Source organism: Acidobacteriota bacterium (genome assembly GCA_003225175.1).
Classification (GTDB): domain Bacteria; phylum Acidobacteriota; class Terriglobia; order Terriglobales; family Acidobacteriaceae; genus Gp1-AA112.
Genome location: QIBA01000047.1, coordinates 13,433 through 31,775 on the forward strand (window position 1 = coordinate 13,433; position 18,343 = coordinate 31,775).

Sequence of the window (18,343 nt, forward strand, 5' to 3'; positions counted from 1 at the left end):
AGTATAGCTTTCAGAGTTTGGCTTCCTGATCAGGGCAAGAGCGGAAGCCCCTGGATGTTCCACGACAGGTGAAATACAGCCGATGTAGTGGCGAGTACCGCCGCGCGGCCTGGGGCGAAGCATAGCCCAACAAGATTCTGACCGGAGACGCAGAGTGTGGCCTGCTTATCTGGCGTTATGCGCACGATGCCACGCTTTCCAGTGAATGACGCAGCTACGTACAGATTCCCGCTGGCATCAAATGCCATCCCCTGAGGACGACCAAGCCCGCGGAAAAAGAGCGAGCCGTCGCCGTGCGGATCGATGCGATAGATGGCGTCATAGCTCGAAGTAGTCGGGCCGGTCACATAAAGACTCTGATCGGGTCCGAAGGCTAAGTGATAAGCCGAGACGCTGGGCTCGAGAGTGGCAAAGACGAAGGTCTGACGGTCGCGAGCAATCTTGAAGATCGTGCCACTTCGATCGCCAACATACAGGTTCTGTTCGCGATCAAACGCGATGCCGGTCGCAACTCCCATTCCTTCGGCGTAGGCCGACATAGTTCCATTTGGAGCCACACGATAGACAGTACCGTTCTGCCGCGACGAGACGTACATCTGTCCCTCTCGATCGAAAGCGACGCCGTGGGCATTCATCAACTCAGCGAGAAATGGTTTTACGTGATAGCTGGTGTCGATCTTGTAGATAGAAACGGGTACTTTTTGTCCGCGAGATCCGGAGAAGGTGACGAAGAGACTTCCTTCGTGATCGATGGCGGGATTGGTGACCGGGTGAAGATTCTCCGCGATAGGCACGGCTACCTTCAGATCGAAGCCGTTGCTCGTAGCCTCATCGGGTATTACGACGACAGGACCGGAGTTGGCGCCTTCGGGAACTCTCGCAACTACGAAATCGTCCGACGAGATCACCACACCGCCTGGCTCATCGCCGAAACGTACTATGGGACGGCGCATCTCTTGAGGACGCAGGCCACTGCCTGAGATGCGTACTTCGCCGCCGGGAAGAGCGAATTGTGGAGTGACGGATGCGATATACGGCTTGCCGTTCAAGCTCTGCTTTCCCCGCAAGCGATCTGAGATTCCCATATTTGCACAGCCCCGCTCATCGCTCGCTTCAACGGCATCGCCTCAAAGCACAGGCCAGAACTTCATCAAGGCGGCCAAAACCAAGAGCGCGTAACCACCGGCACCGACATCGTCGAGCATAATGCCCGTACCGTCTGGCAGCCGTTCGAGCGCGCGCAGCGGCGGCGGTTTCAAAATATCGAAGCAACGAAAAAGTATAAGGCTCGCTAAAAGATATTTCCAACGAAGCGGCGCGATGATGAGCGGAATCATCTGTCCCGCCACTTCATCGATCACGACAAATCCTGGATCTTTCACTCCGCTCTCTCTCGCAACCACGCTGCTTGCAGGGATGCCGATCGCGACGATGGCACAAGTTATGGCAACTGCAACGACGAAGAGATGACTCGACATCGTGCGTGACAACCCCCACCAGAGAAGCACGGTGACTACCGACGCCCATGTGCCGGGACCTGGACGAAGTTGCCCGACCCCCAAAAAAGTTCCCACCAGCCAAGCCCAATTCGTATGCGGAGTAGACGATTCTGGCTTAGTGGCGCTTGTGCTCATTTTTATCCGGCTCGGACTGTGGACGCTGATCGATTTCTTCGAGCAACTCCGGATCGAGCACAGGCGAGCTGATGCGGTAGCCACCACTCGCCCATTTGCCGAGGTCGATCAGCCGACAACGATCGCTGCAGAAGGGGAAACACTCGTCAGTGCGCAAGACGATAGTCTTGCAAGTGGGGCAGCGAAGACCGAGAGCTTTCTTGCGAACCATACCTATAGGATGCGCGCGACAAGATCATACTCGTGCGCCTCGGTAATCTCGCAACGGTAGAATTCCCCAACAGTGAGCGATTCGTGAGAACCGAAGTCGTTGATGAAGACCTTGCCATCTATCTCAGGAGCGTGCATGGGAGTGCGTCCTTCCCAAAGCAGATCTGTCTCGTCCGAGGGCCCTTCCACAAGAACATCGAATTCACCTCCGACGAGCTGCTTCTTCTTGCGCTTGCTAATGGCTTGCTGAATGCGCATCAATTTCTTTCGGCGGCGCTCGATTTCAGCAGTAGGGACTTTGTCTCCTAGCTTGAAAGCCGCTGCGCCATCTTCGTTGGAGTAACTGAAAACTCCCATCCAATCGAATTCAGCTGCGCCGACAAACTCACACAGCTCCGCAAATTCGGATTCGCTTTCACCCGGAAAGCCAACAATGAAAGAAGTGCGCAGCGTGAGGTTCGAAATTGTCCGGCGCATCTTTTCTATACTCTTAAGAAAAATGTCAGCTCCGGCTCCACGCTTCATCCGTTTCAGCACCGACGTGGATGCATGCTGCAGAGGAACGTCGATGTAGGGGCAAATCTTTTCGTGCGCCGCAATCGTATCCAGCAGCCGGCCGGTGATCTTGTTGGGATACGCGTAGAGAAAGCGGATCCAACGCAGTTCATCGATTTCCGCAAGCCGGGCGAGCAGCAAAGCGAGACCGTCTTTGATGCCGAGATCTTCGCCGTAGCACGTTGTGTCCTGACCAATCAGAGTCAGCTCTCTCACCCCATTCGCCGCCAGACGTCGCGCCTCTGCGATGACCGATTCGAAATGCCTTGAGCGGAACATTCCTCGGAGCTGCGGAATGATGCAGAAGCTGCACGGATGATCGCAGCCTTCCGCGATCTTCATGTATGCAGACGTCTTTCCCGTTGCAAGCAGCCGGGGAGTGTTCTCGTTATATAAGTAGTTGGGCAGGTCCGCGATTGCGCCCTCCCAATCAGCGCGTGAAAAACGTCCATCGGCCTTGCGCGCTCTGCCTTCCGGTCGCGAGTGTGTCTTAACTGCGCTTGGCGCTCGATCGATCAGAATCTTGAACGGTGAGTCCGCTTGAGTCGGAGCAAGCGGTGCGGGTGCAATGCCCGCCGCTGCGATGATGTGTTCGAGTTCCCCAGTGCCGACGACGGCATCAATGTCTGGAATATTTTTCTGGATCTCCGAGCGGTAGCGTTCTACGAGGCAGCCGGCCACGATGAGCTTCTGCGCTCTTCCGGCAGCCTTATGCTGTGCCATCTCAAGAATTGTGTCGACGGATTCCTGCTTTGCCGAATCGATGAACGAACACGTATTCACAACGATGATGTCGGCTTCATCGACGCGAGTGGTGATCTTGGCTCCAGCCTGATTCAAAAGCCCCATCATGACTTCGCTGTCGACCAAGTTCTTCGGACAGCCAAGGCTGACGAACCCTACCTTCTTGATAGCTCTTGAAGGCCTCGAATTGGGGCTATCTGAAATAGCAGGAGAGATTTCAGGACAAGCTTCTACGGGCATGCAATCTTTCAATTTTACCATTCCGGGCTGGCAGGCCCCACCAGGCAATTCATTTCTCCTTCGAGGCGGCTTCCATTTCGCGGTACAGCTCCGGCAGCTTTTCAGCGTCTTCAGGCGAATCGCCGAACCTCGCGCGCTCATAGTGCGCAGTGAAGCGCGCTGCAGATTGGCGGATAGTCTCCTGGCGAATGGTCTTTAGGAACTCATGGGAAGTCTGCGCGGGATTCTTTCGAATACCGCGCTTCGATAGGAGTCTCAGCACGCGCGTGTACCAGATGGTTGCTGCCGTATGCGGCTCGAGCATCGGCTTCTTCGCGATTCTGAATCGCCGAAGCACACGAAAGCCTCTCGGTCCCAGCAACAAAAGCATGGAGAGTGCGAGACCACCACCGAGCCACAGTGTCCACATGCGCTGGTGCTGTTCGAAGTGATTGCGCACCGCCCTAGCCTGGCGCAACAGACCTTCATAGAAAGACTGAGCGCCGTCGTGAAGGGAATCAAAGCGCATGCGGCTTTGACGTACGAGCGTCGAGCCCAGCAGGGTTTGATGTCCAGTGTCGTAGTTCACGACCCACTCGTGCCAGAACTCGCGCATGGCATCCATGTAGAGATACACGCGATTCCAGGAACTATGGTCGACTGAGGACGAGCTTGGAGTTGGGTCGAATGTGTACCATCCATAGCCGGGAAAGTAAGCCTCTACCCAGGAATGCGCATCTTTGGCTCGCACGATATAGCTTTCCGTTAGGTCGTTGTACTCACCACCGCGGAAGCCGTTGACGAGCCGCGATGGAATTCCAAGCGTCCGCAGCATCACGGCCATCGAAGACGCGAAGTACTCGCAGTGCCCCACTTGGCGTTCGAAGAGAAAGTTGGCTATCGGATCTATCGGGGAAATGGATGGCAGCTGCAGTGTGTAGCCATAGTGGCTCGCGAGATAACGCTCGATGTCCGATGCCTTCTGAAACGGCGTCTCGTGGCTCGCTGTAATCTGCTGGGCGAGGTCTTTGATGCGAGGATCAAGATTCGCCGGAGGCGTCATGTAAAGCATCTCGCTCAAACCTATCTGGCCATTTGGCCGCAGATTTTTCGGCATAGGCGGCGGGAGCTCCGAAGTCACCATGTAGTCGCTGATCCCGCGTGAGTTATCGGCATTGAAGATTGAGCCGGTTGAGTCGATGCTGATCGATCGATACCTGCCATTGATCGATTGCGCTTCCGGAAGCACGAAGAAGACGCGTGATCCGAAGGGTTCCAGCGAAATCTTGTAGTGCACGTGCTCGCCGTGTCCGGCCAAGAGTCGCGGGTTCGATGCTGTGAGTCCCAGAGCCCAATTTGAATTCATCGCCTGGGGCATACTGTTCTCGCGCGGATTGCTCCATAGCTTGCCATCGAATTTTGTGAGCGCCACGCCACGCCACCGTAGGTCATTCGGAACGCGGGTGCCGGGTGCAAATTTGACATGCATCATCACGACGCTGGATTGCTGCAGCTCTCCAATTTCTCCGAGTCTCACCTCTTCGCTGAACCCTGTGGAGAGATCGCTGCGAGAGCTCAACGCGCTGAGGTATCCGGCAGAAGCCTTCCGTGGAATCAGAAAGAAGAAGGCGATTGTTCCAACGACGATGCTCACCACTAGGACGATGCACGCTCGCGCGACGGACCCTGGTAATCGCCGCAGATCGCGCAGCTCCCGCGTTTCCGTCGGAGCGGATGGTTCAGCAACGATCCAGGATCGTCGCATCTCCATGCTCACAAAGGTCATGACTGCGAGCAGCACAAATACACAGAACAGCGCGAAGAAGAGAGAATCCACCGTGAGCACAGCTGCCGCGAGAACCATGCCAAATGACAACATTCCCAGATACACGTAATCGCGTTCGCGATGGACGGAAAAAACTTTCACAATCGCGGCGAACAGCAGCATGTGGATCAATGAGCCGATGAATGTCTGCGAGATCAGGAAGTAGTCGACGGCAAAGAAAAAGACATAAATGAGGGTGAAGTAGGTAGTCCACCGTTCGGGAAGAGTGACATTTACGTGCCGAAGCAGGAGATAACCCTTTGCCAGCAGTGCAGAGACGCCGAGGATCAGCGATAAGAGATCGAGCCTGCCGGTTCCAGCAAGGATCGCGAAGCCGGTGAATAGAAGGAAGTACAGAGAAATTTCGAAGAATCGTTGAATAACGGGGTGCGCGCTTCGCGCGACACTTGGCGCGTCAGAAGACATCGGCATTGAGCCCAGTTTACCCCGGAAATTTCAGGAGCAAGTAGTTCCTTAAGGACGTCGTTCTTGATGTCCGCTCAATTGGGGGAGTCTCCCGTCCAGCTGCTCTGAATCTTGTTCGCTCATTTTCACCGCGCGCTGCTGTCGTGCCTGGAACCTGCGGAATCTTGGCGGAAGCGAATGTTAATATCGGAATGTCAGATGCCGGGTCCCGCGCGATGTAATCCCGTGAACCCCGCCAGGTCCGGAAGGAAGCAACGGTAATGGGCCAGTGCATGTGCAGTGGGCTCCCCGGTATCTGGCTCGCTTAGGTTTTGCCGACCGTCAGAGCTGCTTTCGACGGCCAACTCACTCCTGGAGAATGGTTTGAGACAGCTTCAGCGGGCCAAAATCAGTGCCCTCGGAACCTACGTTCCTCCCCGACTTCTCACCAACGCCGACCTTGAAAAAATGGTCGAGACCAACGACCAGTGGATCCAGGAGCGCACCGGAATTCGCCAGCGTCATCTGGTGGACAAAGGAGTCGCTACTTCAGATATCGCCTGCGAAGCTGCGCAGATAGCGCTTAGAAATGCGGGAGTTGCTCCATCCGAAGTCGAAGCAATTATCGTTGGTACGGTCACGCCAGACATGCTGTTTCCTTCCACGGCTTGCCTCGTTCAATACAAACTGGGAGCGCCGGGCGCTTGGGGGTTCGATCTCTCCGCCGCATGTTCTGGATTTGTTTACGCGCTGCAGTGCGGAGCGCAATTGATTCAAACTGGATCACACAAGAAGGTGTTGGTGATCGGCGCCGATGTGATGTCTGCGATTATCGATTACACCGACCGCGCTACCTGCGTGATCTTCGGCGACGGAGCTGGCGCAGTGCTCCTCGAGCCCGCAAGCGATCGGGAAGATTTTGGACTGATCGACTTCATGCACGAAGTCGATGGATCCGGTGTTTGCTCCTTAAACATGCCCGGCGGCGGCAGCTTGCACCCAGCAACGCATGAAACCGTAGATAAGAAGATGCATTTCGTGCATCAGGATGGTGGTGCAGTCTTCAAATACGCCGTCCGCAAGATGGCGGAATTCTCGGAAAAAATTCTTACTCGAAATGGATTCACGGGGACCGACGTAGTCGCCTTTATTCCTCACCAGGCAAATAAACGAATCATTACGGCGACGGCTGAACGGCTGGGCTTGGCATCAGATCGCGTCATCATCAATATCGGTGAGTATGGAAATACCACCGCCGGAACTATTCCTCTGGCCATGCAAAGCGCTCTGGATGAAGGCAAGCTGAAAAAAGGTGATCTTGTGCTGCTCGCGTCGGTTGGAGCCGGATTCACGGTGGGAGCCACGCTTTTGCGTTGGGCTTACTAGCCGGCCGCCGCTGTTTACGCTGCCTTCTTCTCTGCCGAATGCAGCATCGGCAATCCTTTTTGCTTCCGGCGCCACAGGTAAGCTGCCGTTGCGAGTCCCCCAAGTACGGCTAGAACGATCAGTGTCCAAATGATCGGCCGCGAATACAGCTGCATCGCCCGAACAATCGACTGCCCATATTTCCGTCCTAGCCACGCCACAACGCCGTAACGAACAAGCCTTCCGCCGGCGTATGCCCCGAGAAATTTCGTTTTGGGAACTTTCATCACTCCAGCGGCCAGCAGAAATGGTGAGAGCGGAAACGGTGGTGGTAGGAAGGCTGGAACGGCTACAGCCCCAACTCCATACTTCTCACTCCAGCGATATACATTCTTCACTTTCCTTTCGGGAATGCGCTTCGCAAGTCCCTCTTTTCCGCCTTTCACTCCGATGCCATAAGTGATGTAAGCACCGAGCGAGGAGCCGATCGTCGCTGCCAGAACATAGATCCACCAGTTATGTGGGGAAGATCCGACGAGGAGAATGAGCAGGAGATCAAGGCTTCCAGGAGTGGGCACAACCGATGCATCCGCCAAACCGAGCAGGACTTCGCCGATTGGTCCTAGCGCGCGCAGTTTTGCCCACACTCCACCCGCGATAATCAGCCCGGAGAACACGCGCGTAACCTAGCTGGTTAGACGCGGTTTTCAGAAGTCGAGTTGCGGAATGTGAGTTCCGGAACCAGCTGCAGCTCAGGTGCGGAGGGAAGTACTCCGTAAGAAGCTGCAAGTTCGAAGAACAGTTTCATACCCGATATGCTTTCGGTATCGAGGTAATAATAGATGTTATCTCTTAGATAGCTGCTTACAGCATTTTGGGAAATCGAGAGCTTGGGTGACCACTGATCTGCGATTTCGGGGATATGCTTCAGCCCTTTGTCACGGGATTCGCGAAAGACTTCTCCCACTCGACTGAGTTCCTCCTCCGGCGCAGCATCTTCACGCACCGCCCAGAACGCAAAGACGAAAGGTTTTCCAGTCATGTTCCACCATTCTTCTGCCAGGTCCCAAGTTTGATATTGCGCCCGATCTACCTGCAGAGCAGGGTCTCCGATCAGCAATGCAGCGTCGTACTTCTGCAACATGGCATCCAGTCCTGGCTCCGCGGAAGCGAACGTGACATCCCGATTCTGCATTCGCAGAAGCACCTGAACCAGCGCTGCAGATGTGCGCGATGATGAGTCCAGAGCCACGCTCCGGATTTCGCTGAACCGTTGCCGGCTTATGAGAAGAATCGAACGGACTGCACCCTTGCTCGCAATAGCAGCATCCGGAAGAACACGCAAAGAGCGAATGGTCGTGTACGCAGCAACGGGAATAATTCCGATATCAGCAGAGCCTTCCTCAAGCAGCTGTGCGCAGCGTGAGGGAATCGTGTAATCAACCTGGAATTGTTTGCGCAGCTCGGCAGATCGCGAGCCCTGTTCGAAGTCCCACATCAGCGGAGCGGTGTTCAGATAACTGATGGCAGAGACTCGGAGTCGAGACATTCATGGAAATAGTAACAGGCAAAGAGGATCGGCTGATCGGGTGAAGTGAAAGGCGAAGTTGTGATTTCGTCATTGCGCGATTTAGTGAGTCCAAAAATCGCAGGAATCATTCGACTGCGAAATAACCGGACTTTAACTTCACCCAATCACCCGATGGCCCGATCACCCGATTCACTTTAGTTCCTTGACACTCTGACAGTCCTACCTGTATCGTCCGCGTCCAGTTTGCTCCGATGACTGATTCCGCAGCGGTTTCTCGTTCCATTCAGCCAGATGTCGCCACTCTGCAGTGGCTTGCGCTGACGCTTACGCCTGCGATGGGTCCCATTCGGGGACATCGGCTTGTTCAACAATTTGGTGGTGTAGAACGCGTATTTAGCGCCTCGCTCACGGAACTCGAGGCGGCGGGATTGCCCGCAGCCTCGGCGCAATCGATCGCGCTGGGGAAGTCCTTCTCGCAAGCCGAAGAAGAATTTATGAAGGCGCGCGATGTTGGTGCGGAGATTATTTCGTTTGAAGACGAGCATTATCCCGCCCGGCTGAAGCAGATCTACGACCCGCCTTTGGCACTCTATGTGCGTGGAAATGGTGAGCTGCTGGCTGAGCCGAGCATGGGAGTGGTCGGAACTCGTCATCCTACGCCGTATGGCATGGGCATGGCCGAACGGTTATCGAACGATCTTGCGTCCCGTGGGCTCGTGATCGTGAGCGGCATGGCGCGAGGTGTCGACACTCACGCTCATCGCGGAGCGCTCAACGGCAAAGGCAAAACGCTTGCGGTCTGGGGCACTGGAATCGACGTGCCGTATCCGCGCGACAACCGGCGAATTGCCGAGGCGATCATTGCTGCCGGAGGAGCACTGGTCACTGAGTTTTCGGTGGGGACGTTTGCAGCCCCGCAGAACTTCCCGATTCGGAACCGAATTATCAGCGGCCTATCGCTGGGAGTGCTGGTAGTCGAAGCTGGCGAGTACAGCGGAACGCGCATCACGGCTCGTTGTGCGCTGGAGCAGGGAAGGGAGATTTTCGCCGTCCCGGGCAATGTTACAAATCGAAACTCGTGGGGACCTAATACGCTGATAAAACAAGGGGCTAAGCTCACGGCAACGTGGGAGGATGTGTGGGAAGAGCTCCCCGTCGACATCAAGCTGCAACTCGAGGCAAATTGGCGGGTTGAATCCCCGAAGCCGGCTGAAGCATCTCTATTCGCGGATTCGCAGCTGTCGCCGCACGAAAAGCGCATTTTCGCGCTGCTGAAGCCCGACGAGGTTACCCAGCTCGACGTGATTATTGAAAAGCTGGAGGGAGAAATCTCCTCATCGGAAATCTTTTCAGCACTCTTTGAGCTGGAACTGGCAGGCAAAGTCAAACAGCTTCCAGGCAAGAATTACGTTAAGACGTTTTGACCAGTTGGCCGATATCTTTCGGCTTGTGATAGTTTCGCAACAGACTTTGCATTAAGGAAAGAACATTGTCCAAAGCTTTAGTCATCGTTGAGTCGCCGGGCAAGGCGAAAACGATCAATAAGTATCTCGGCAAGGATTACGAAGTCGAAGCCTCGCTCGGCCATGTTAAAGATCTGCCGAAGAGTCAGATCGGTGTCGATTTCGATAACGACTTCGAAACCGAGTACATCGTCATTCCCGGTAAAGAAAAGGTCTTAACGAATCTGAAAAAGAAGGCTAAGGGTGCGTCCGCCATTTACCTCGCGGCTGACCCGGACCGGGAAGGCGAAGCTATTGCTGCGCACTTATACGAGGAACTTGGAGAAGCAAAGCCCAAGAAGAAGCGCGGCGGTGGTATTCCCATTCATCGCGTGACCTTCAACGAAATCACTTCAAAGGCAGTGAAGGCCGCGTTTGATCATCCTCGAGAGATCGACTGGAATCTGGTTGACGCGCAGCAGACGCGTCGCGTTCTTGATCGCATTGTTGGCTATCAGATTTCTCCGCTGTTGTGGGACAAGGTTCGCCGTGGACTCTCAGCCGGTCGTGTGCAAACTGTCGCTCTGCGTTTGATTGTCGAACGCGAACGAGAGATCAAGGCGTTTGAGAAGAAGGAATACTGGACAATCGACGCGCATCTCTCGGCAGTGAAGCCGCCGGCTTTTGATGCGCGTTTTACAGGAATTGGCGGCGAGAAGACCGAAGTTCCGAATGGGGAAGTATCCGAGAAGATCACAAATGCGGTGCGCCAAGCGCAATGGAGCGTGCGTTCTGTCGAGAAGAAGGAACGCCGCCGCAGCGCGGCTGCACCATTCACGACGAGCAAGTTCCAGCAGGACGCCTCGCGCAAGCTGCGTTTCAGCGTGAAACGAGCGATGATGCTTGCTCAGCGTCTGTATGAAGGTGTGGAACTGGGGGATGAAGGATCGGTAGGTCTGATTACCTACATGCGTACCGATTCGATGCGTGTTGCGCAAGATGCGCTCGACGAAGTGCGCGAACTTGTTGCCTCGAATTTTGGCAAAGAGTTTCTTCCAGAGTCGCCCAATATTTACAAGTCGAAGAAGGACGCGCAAGAGGCGCACGAAGCGATTCGTCCGACATCTGCACTGCGTCACCCTGACTTGGTAAAACAGTATTTGCAGGAAGATGAATTCAAGGTTTACAAGCTCATTTGGCAGCGCTTTGTCGCTTCACAAATGATGCCCGCTGTATTCGACCAGACCTCAGTTGATATCGACGCCGTCGCGGATCGCACTTACAACTTCCGCGTGACAGGTTCTGTGCTCAAGTTTGAAGGCTTCCTCAAGGTTTATGAAGAATCGAAGGAAGTCAAGGACGAAGAGGATGAGGCGCTGAAACACAAGCTGCCGCCGCTGGAAGCAGATCAGAAGCTCACACTGAAGGATTTGAAACCGGAGCAGCACTTCACCGAACCTCCGCCGCGTTACAACGAAGCCTCGCTCGTAAAGGAATTGGAAGAGCGTGGCATCGGTCGTCCATCGACATATGCCGCCATTCTGGGAACCATACAGGAGCGCCAGTACGTGCAGAAGATCGGCGGCAAGTTCATTCCAACGGAAATCGGTCTCGTCGTAACCGACTTGCTGGTGAAGAACTTTGCGGAGATCTTCGATCCGGCTTACACAGCTCGCCTCGAAGAGGAACTCGACGAAATTGAGGAGGGCAAAGAGAAGTGGACCGACGCGATGTCGGAGTTCTACAAACGCTTCCAAAAGGACCTGAAGTATGCGCAGAAGCACATGGAGAATGTGAAGCGCATGGAGAAGCCCACTGATGAGAAGTGCGAGCGCTGTGGCTCGCCACTCGTCCTGAAGTGGGGCAAGTTCGGTTCATTCTTCGCCTGCAGCGCGTACGACAAGGAAGATCCCAATAGCTGCACGTTCACCAAAGAGAACGTCATCGATCTACCCGATCTCGAAAATGCCGACCTGCAGGAAACTACGCAGGAGGAATACTGCGAGAATTGTGGACGCACGATGGTCCTGAAGCGAGGCCGTTTCGGTCAGTTCATGGCTTGCACCGGATATCCAGAGTGCAAGACGACGCGCCGTCTCGATCAGGGCAAGAAGGTTCCCGACGTTCCGCTGGAGGAGATTTGTCCGAAATGCGGCCGCAACATGGTGCTGCGTCACGGCCGCTATGGCGAATTTGTATCTTGCAGCGGATATCCTGAATGCAAGTACGTGAAACAGAACTTCATCGGAGTGAGCTGCCCGCTATGCGCGACGGAAGGACGCAAGGACGGCGAGTTGGTGGAAAAGAAGGCCCGGCGTCGCGGCAACATCTTCTACGGCTGCTCGAATTACCCAAAGTGCGAGTTCACTTCCGCATACAAACCTGTTGCCGAGGAATGTCCGGAGTGCGGCAGCCCATATCTGCTTGAGAAGAATTTGAAAGCAGGTACCTTCCTGGTGTGCCCGAACAACAAGCGCACGGCCTCGGAGGAGGAAGAGCCTCAGCCGAAACGCAAGAAGAAGCCGGCAAAGGCCAAACGCGAGGCTGCGGCTGAGACTACCGAAGCCCCAATCGTCAAGTGCGACTACTCGAAGCAAGTCGCCACCAAGGAACCTGTGGCAGTGGCGTAACGCGCACTTCTGTTTTTCTAAGCGACTAAGGTCGCCAATGCTTCGCGGTTTTCATTTCGCAGGTACTTTACTTTCTTACTCCTTTGCCGCTGGCCTGGGAGCGGAGGTCCAGTAACTCCGGATCGGTTCAGGTCTTGAGGGCGAAGATAAACCGATTTAGCCTCGTCCATTCGGATTCAGAGTACCCCCATAGGCCAAATTGCCTCGAACGCTAGCCGCCATCTCAGCGAAATTTGCAAATCCGATAAAGTGCGCCGTGAAAGCGCGTCCTGATACGTTCTAATAGAAGATGTCTGTGCAGTTTCAGCTTCTGATCCTCAGTGCCTCATTCGGCGTCAATTCGAGCATTTTTGAGGCACTCCAGATGCACTTTTGAGGCACATTCAAAGCCAGTTTGGGGCAGTTTTGTACAACTTATCAGCGCATGACGGTGCCTGGAGATGCGGAAATCGGTTACGATAGCGATCGCCCATCCATATTCAAAAGGAGTTCCGCAATGGCTGATCAGACTCTCTCTCCAGGTATGACCAACAAAGCAACGCACGGCGATGTCGACATCATTTTGCGCTTGTATCAAATGCGATGCGAACCGGTGATGCGCGAAGCCCGCAAGTTCATGACTTTCGACTTCTGGCCGAGCAGTTTTGAGGAGCTTGGCAAACTCTTCGGCGCCGGAGGAAAGGAGTTCGCTTACTTCCGCCAGGTAACTTCCTATTGGGACATGGCGATGTCATTCGTGGCACGTGGTGCGCTCGATCAGCACCTGTTCCTCGACAACTGCAACGAAATGATCTTCAACTACGTGAAGCTGAAACCGTTTCTCTCCGGATTACGCGAGACGGTCAACCCAATGTTCTGGAAAAGAATTGAAGATTTCCTTACCAGCTCACCTGAGGCACAGCAGAAGGTTGAGAGCATCACCAAAAATGTGGAGCGCGTCCGCGAGCAGCGTAGGAAAGCTGCGGCGGCTTAATCCCCAAAGACAACACGAAGGTCACGAAGGCGCACAGCGAGACGTCACGAAGCTCCTTCGTGTCCTTGGTGAGCACTTCGTATCCTTCGTGTTCGCTCTTCCCCCGGCTGTGCTCCCCGGGTACTACCGTCCAGTGGTAAGATGCCCCAGTTCCTTCCAACCTCACTTCTGAGGAGGCAGTATGGCAACAGCAACTCCGCTGCAGATGCAAGATGCAGTCAGTCAATTCTTAGCAACCCCAAGGAAACTTCTAATCGACGGCAGATGGGTCGCTGCTTCGTCGGGTAAGACATTTGATTCCATCGATCCCGCAACAGGTGAAGTCCTCGCCCGAGTGGCTGAAGGCGACAAGGCAGATATCGATGCCGCGGTAAAGGCGGCGCGCCGCGCATTTGAGAATGGTCCCTGGACCAAGATGTCGGCGAGCGAGCGTGGTCGTATCATCTGGAAAATCGCCGATCTGCTCGAAGAGCACACTGAAGAATTCGCCGAACTTGAAACTCTGGACAACGGTAAGCCGATTTCGGTCTCGCGCGTTGCCGACGTTCCGCTCGCCGTCGATCTATTTCGCTACATGGCAGGATGGTCAACTAAGATCGAGGGCAACACGATTCCCATTGCGGGACCATTCTTCGCCTACACTCGACGTGAGCCTATCGGAGTCGTCGGACAGATCATCCCGTGGAACTTCCCGCTGCTGATGGCGGCATGGAAACTTGGACCTGCGCTCGCGACTGGATGCACCGTCGTTCTCAAACCGGCCGAGCAGACTCCTCTGTCTGCAGTGCGTCTGGGGGAACTGGCGATGGAAGCTGGACTTCCTCCCGGTGTGTTGAACATTGTCACCGGCTTCGGCGAAACTGCCGGCGCTGCGCTGGCAGCCCATCCAGATGTGGACAAGATCGCCTTCACCGGCTCTACCGAAGTCGGAAAGTTGATTGTTCACGCTGCCGCCGGAAATCTGAAGAAGGTGACTCTCGAGTTGGGCGGCAAGTCGCCGAACATCGTTTTTGACGATGCCGATGTGAACAAAGCGACTGCAGGCGCTGCCAACGCGATCTTCTTCAATCACGGACAATGCTGCTGCGCCGGCTCTCGTCTCTTCGTGGAAGACAAAATCTTCGACAAGGTAGTCGAGGGTGTGTCGGAATCGGCGAAAAAGATCCGTGTGGGTCCAGGTATGAACACCGACACGCAGATGGGACCGCTGGTTTCCGAAGAGCAGTTCCGGCGCGTGTGCGGCTACATGGAGGCAGGCCTGAATGAAGGTGCGAAGGCGGTGGTTGGTGGGAAGAAAGTCGGCAATCGTGGTTATTTCGTTGAGCCGACGGTTCTGGTCAACACCAATCCCAAAATGAAAGTGGTGCAAGAGGAGATTTTTGGGCCGGTGGTTACAGCGATGCCTTTCAAGAGTGTCGGCGAGATCGCCGCCGAAGCCAACAACACTAGCTATGGACTTGCGGCGGGCATTTGGACGAAAGACATCGGCAAAGCCCACGCTCTAGCGAATAAACTGAAGGCCGGTACGGTGTGGATCAACTGCTACAACGTCTTCGACGCGGCCATGCCTTTCGGCGGTTACAAGCAATCCGGATGGGGCCGTGAAATGGGTAAAGAAGCTCTGGAGCTCTACACCGAGACCAAAGCGGTTTGCGTGAAGATTAACTGAGCTGGATTCCTATAATAGGAAGAGGCCGGAAGAGTCCTCCGGCCTCTTTGTTTCGTATCGTAAGTTATTTACCCTCAATTTGGTTAGCGCCTTTCATCCAGCGCCCTGCGCCCATAGCAGCTGATGTGTCGGCTGTTGTTGTGGCGCGGGGGATCTGCTGTTTTCGCTGCTGATCAAACGGCAGACCCCAGCCCGCCTCAGATTCAATGGGCAAATGCGGCTGCCATGCTACGGCCTGAGGGGTGACATCAGGTATTTTGACGTCGTTCGTGGACCTCAAGCTGAGCTGAAGCCCTCGAAAAATGCAAGTAGATCCTTAGCTCTTAGCAAGTCTCTTCAGGACTGAGCGATACTTTTGCATCACTTTCCTTGCGACCCGCAGCTTGTGCCCCTGAGTCTCCGGTGCTCCACGGAAGCGTTTCCCGACTGCTTCTTAAGCCGCTGTTGCTTCTTGCTTTGCGAGTGCGCATCATTCCGCTCGCAGCGTCTGCATAGGATCGATCGAGGCGGCCCGCCGAGCTGGAATCCAAGCGGCCGGCAAAGCGCCTGTAATCAACAACACGCAAGTAGCACCCAATACAAACGGATCTGTGGGCGAGACGCCATAGAGTAGATCGCGAACCAAACGAGTAGAAAGCAACGCTCCGAGCAGACCAACTAGGCATCCAAGTGCGACCTTCCGTACGATTTGAGCCGTGATCCACCGCTTTACGCTCTGTGGTTGAGCGCCGAGGGCGATGCGCACTGCGATCTCCGCTTTTCTAGATGCGACGGCATAAGCAGCCACGCCGAAAACTCCCAGAGCTGCAAGAAACAAGGCCAAGCCAGCAAAGATCGATAGCAGCAGAGTGAGGAACTGCCGCTGGCGCAGGCTCTGCGACAAGTAGTAGCTCATCGGGTGAATGCGGACTGGAACTTCTTTGTCGATAGTGTGAATTGCGGTTTCGGCGGCGGCTGCGATGCTTTCCGGATTTCCGCTGGTGCGCACCAGCAGCACCATGGTGCTGTGTTGTCCTTGGGCTTCAGGGACAAACATTTCAGGTTCCGTTTCAGCATCGAACCCGAACTGCTTTACATCGTCCACGACCCCGACGATCTGCAGCAGGTCACCGGCCTCGCCTCGACCGCCAAAGCGAAGCATATGTCCTACGGCGTCCCCAGTCGGCCACCATTTGCGCGCGAACGTCTGATTGACGACCGTAACGTGAGCTGAGGATGCGTTATCTGTCGAGAGAAACGTCCTTCCCGAAATAGTGCGAATTCCCGCAGCGCGAAAATAGTTTTCGTCTGCAACGTTGTGCAACGCAATCGGCAGATTCGGATCATCAGGCTGTATTCGGCCCGGAATGGTATAGAAGTAGTCTCCGCATTCGCCAACCAATGGTGGGGTGCATACGTTTCCGACATCAATCACGCCGGCGACGGCTCGCAGCCGATCGACTGCCGTAGAAAAGAAGCTCTGACTTGCTTGTTGCGCCTTGTATTTCTCGCCGGTGAGTACGATATCCAGGCTCAGCAGGTGCTCGGGTACAAAGCCTGGATTCACTGCGAGCGTCTTTCGCAGGCTCTGAAGCAACAGTCCAGTTCCGGCAACCAGCACAATCGTGACCGCCACCCCGGCGACGAGCAGGGAAGAGCGAATCACTTGCCGGCGATGTCCGGCATAGGCAGAAACTGAATGACTGCGTAATGCCTGCTCCGGGGCGATGCGCAAGGTAGCCCAGCCGGGGAGCACGCTGCAAACAATGGCGATGGCCGCGGTCACGGCAAAGCTAAACGTCAATACCGGCCATCGGATCGCCGTGTCTCCAAGGCGCGGAATATCTTGCGGCCCCAACCTCAGCAAGAACGGCAAAGATGCATATGCGATTAGAACGCCGGAGGCTCCGGCGAATACAGCCAGCCAAAGGCTCTCGCCCAGGGATTGCTGAAAGATGCGATATCCGCTCGCACCGAGAGCAGCGCGAACGGCATATTCCCGTTCCCGGTCGGCACTACGCGTTAGCAGCAAGTTGCTGACATTGGCACAGCCGACGAGGAGGACGATCGCTACCGCCGCCATCAACAACGAAAGCACCGGACGAATGGACTTGAAGTAGTTTTCCTGCAGACGATACATCAGCACCGAATGATCGCCATTGGTGGCCGGATACTCAGCTGCGATCCGCGCTGCAATTCCCTCCAGTTCAGCGCGCGCTGCATTCTCGGTAACTCCAGGACGCGGACGAGCCAGCACACTGATACTTCCATGCGCCGTCCGATTATTGAATGAAGGATCGGCAGCCTCGGGACCAAGCGGCACATACATGTCTTCGGGACGGCTGAGGAAGAAGTGAAACTCTGGCGGCATCACTCCGACGATGCTGTATGGTTTGCCGCTCAGGTTTACCGACGATCCAACTATTTTGGAATCGCCGTGAAGCTGATTTTGCCAAAACGAATGGCTCAGCATCACGACTGCCGGAGCGCCCGGCTTGTCCTCATTGGCACTGAATAGTCGGCCAAGAAATGGACGAGCGCCGAGGAGAGGAAAGAACTCGGCGGTCACTCTTGCTGCGCGCGGCAAACTGGTGTGGGTTCCGTCGAAGTAATCGAAGTGCTTTAAGTCGTAGGCCGCGAGTCCTTCAAAAGAATGTTGCTGCGCCCGCCACTCTTCGAAGTTCGGCCAGGCAACGCTCATAGCTTGCGCCTTCGCGGACTCGCGGAAAACGTACAGTTGTTCGGGATGCGGAAAGGGCAGGCTGTTGAGCAGTACCGCCTGGATCACGCTATATACGGCAGTCGTAACTCCCATGCCAAGAGCAAGCGTGAGAACCGCTGTAAGTGCGAAGCCCGGTGAATTGCGCAGACGGCGAAGGGAATAACTGAGATCCCGGATGATCATCATCAATACTTCTCCAGACAGCTTTCTCTCGGCTGGTGTGCATTTTCAGGGCCAGGCAGTTGCGATGCAAGTAGTTGTTTGTGGGTAGTGATTGGATAGATGTGGAACCGCAATGTTCCGAAAACAGCACCCAGTGTTCGAGCGCGAACACCGGCCTGGCAATCGGCTTCAACCCAGTGAAAGTCGAAGATTCCACCGAGTGCTCCGTTGCACAATCCGGCGCTAATGAAAGCCCATGACATTCCGCAACCCTCTGT

At 55.2% G+C, this 18,343-nt stretch carries 15 protein-coding genes and 1 other RNA gene; 6 read left to right on the top strand and 10 right to left on the bottom strand.

Features of this window, described 5'->3' with window-relative positions; all coding sequences use genetic code 11:
• Window positions 1-29 precede the first annotated feature (29 nt).
• Genes DMG62_12610 through DMG62_12630 form a run of 5 tightly spaced genes read right to left on the bottom strand, consistent with a single transcriptional unit; the run spans window position 30 to window position 5,619 of the window.
• Entirely contained in the window at window positions 30-1,085 is a 1,056-nt protein-coding gene (locus DMG62_12610; GenBank protein PYY22565.1) for a gluconolaconase, read from the bottom strand.
• A gap of 42 nt (window positions 1,086-1,127) precedes the next feature.
• The gene (locus tag DMG62_12615; GenBank protein ID PYY22566.1) at window positions 1,128-1,634 is read right to left on the bottom strand and encodes a phosphatidylglycerophosphatase A; all 507 of its coding nucleotides are present in this window, start codon (window positions 1,632-1,634) and stop codon (window positions 1,128-1,130) included.
• On the bottom strand, window positions 1,615-1,845 hold the full coding sequence (locus DMG62_12620; protein PYY22567.1) for a DNA gyrase inhibitor YacG: 231 nt from the start codon (window positions 1,843-1,845) through the stop codon (window positions 1,615-1,617). The genes DMG62_12615 and DMG62_12620 overlap by 20 nt, the downstream gene beginning before the upstream one ends.
• A gap of 2 nt (window positions 1,846-1,847) precedes the next feature.
• A complete protein-coding gene (gene rimO / locus DMG62_12625) occupies window positions 1,848-3,383 on the bottom strand; it encodes a 30S ribosomal protein S12 methylthiotransferase RimO (protein ID PYY22609.1) in 1,536 nt (511 codons plus the stop codon).
• 49 nt (window positions 3,384-3,432) lie between these two features.
• The gene (locus tag DMG62_12630) at window positions 3,433-5,619 is read right to left on the bottom strand and encodes a hypothetical protein (protein PYY22568.1); all 2,187 of its coding nucleotides are present in this window, start codon (window positions 5,617-5,619) and stop codon (window positions 3,433-3,435) included.
• 193 nt (window positions 5,620-5,812) lie between these two features.
• On the opposite strand from DMG62_12630, the gene ffs reads away from it, so the two are divergent.
• Window positions 5,813-5,910, top strand: an RNA gene (ffs, locus tag DMG62_12635) — signal recognition particle sRNA small type.
• A gap of 66 nt (window positions 5,911-5,976) precedes the next feature.
• The gene (locus tag DMG62_12640; GenBank protein PYY22569.1) at window positions 5,977-6,978 is read left to right on the top strand and encodes a 3-oxoacyl-ACP synthase; all 1,002 of its coding nucleotides are present in this window, start codon (window positions 5,977-5,979) and stop codon (window positions 6,976-6,978) included.
• A gap of 14 nt (window positions 6,979-6,992) precedes the next feature.
• Here DMG62_12640 and DMG62_12645 read toward each other — a convergent pair whose 3' ends face one another.
• Window positions 6,993-7,634, bottom strand: coding sequence for a membrane-associated protein (locus DMG62_12645; GenBank protein PYY22570.1), 642 nt, complete (start codon window positions 7,632-7,634; stop codon window positions 6,993-6,995).
• 17 nt (window positions 7,635-7,651) lie between these two features.
• Window positions 7,652-8,506 carry a hypothetical protein gene (locus DMG62_12650; protein PYY22571.1) on the bottom strand — a complete coding sequence of 285 codons (855 nt, stop codon included), beginning with the start codon at window positions 8,504-8,506 and terminating at the stop codon, window positions 7,652-7,654.
• A 233-nt stretch (window positions 8,507-8,739) separates the two neighbouring features.
• Between DMG62_12650 and dprA the strand changes: the two genes are divergently transcribed.
• The 4 genes from dprA to DMG62_12670 all read left to right on the top strand — a co-directional run bounded on the left by dprA (window position 8,740) and on the right by DMG62_12670 (window position 15,202).
• The gene (dprA, locus tag DMG62_12655) at window positions 8,740-9,912 is read left to right on the top strand and encodes a DNA-protecting protein DprA (protein ID PYY22572.1); all 1,173 of its coding nucleotides are present in this window, start codon (window positions 8,740-8,742) and stop codon (window positions 9,910-9,912) included.
• Between the two features lie 65 nt (window positions 9,913-9,977).
• A complete protein-coding gene (locus DMG62_12660) occupies window positions 9,978-12,560 on the top strand; it encodes a type I DNA topoisomerase (GenBank protein ID PYY22573.1) in 2,583 nt (860 codons plus the stop codon).
• Between the two features lie 496 nt (window positions 12,561-13,056).
• Window positions 13,057-13,533, top strand: a complete 477-nt coding sequence (locus DMG62_12665; protein PYY22574.1) for a hypothetical protein — start codon at window positions 13,057-13,059, stop codon at window positions 13,531-13,533.
• A gap of 181 nt (window positions 13,534-13,714) precedes the next feature.
• Window positions 13,715-15,202, top strand: a complete 1,488-nt coding sequence (locus DMG62_12670; GenBank protein PYY22575.1) for a betaine-aldehyde dehydrogenase — start codon at window positions 13,715-13,717, stop codon at window positions 15,200-15,202.
• Between the two features lie 64 nt (window positions 15,203-15,266).
• On the opposite strand, the gene DMG62_12675 is transcribed toward DMG62_12670, so the two are convergent.
• The 3 genes from DMG62_12675 to DMG62_12685 all read right to left on the bottom strand — a co-directional run bounded on the left by DMG62_12675 (window position 15,267) and on the right by DMG62_12685 (window position 18,328).
• A complete protein-coding gene (locus tag DMG62_12675) occupies window positions 15,267-15,482 on the bottom strand; it encodes a hypothetical protein (protein ID PYY22576.1) in 216 nt (71 codons plus the stop codon).
• A gap of 189 nt (window positions 15,483-15,671) precedes the next feature.
• A complete protein-coding gene (locus DMG62_12680; protein PYY22577.1) occupies window positions 15,672-18,089 on the bottom strand; it encodes a hypothetical protein in 2,418 nt (805 codons plus the stop codon).
• Entirely contained in the window at window positions 18,089-18,328 is a 240-nt protein-coding gene (locus DMG62_12685; GenBank protein PYY22578.1) for a hypothetical protein, read from the bottom strand. The genes DMG62_12680 and DMG62_12685 overlap by 1 nt, the downstream gene beginning before the upstream one ends.
• Window positions 18,329-18,343: the final 15 nt, after the last annotated feature.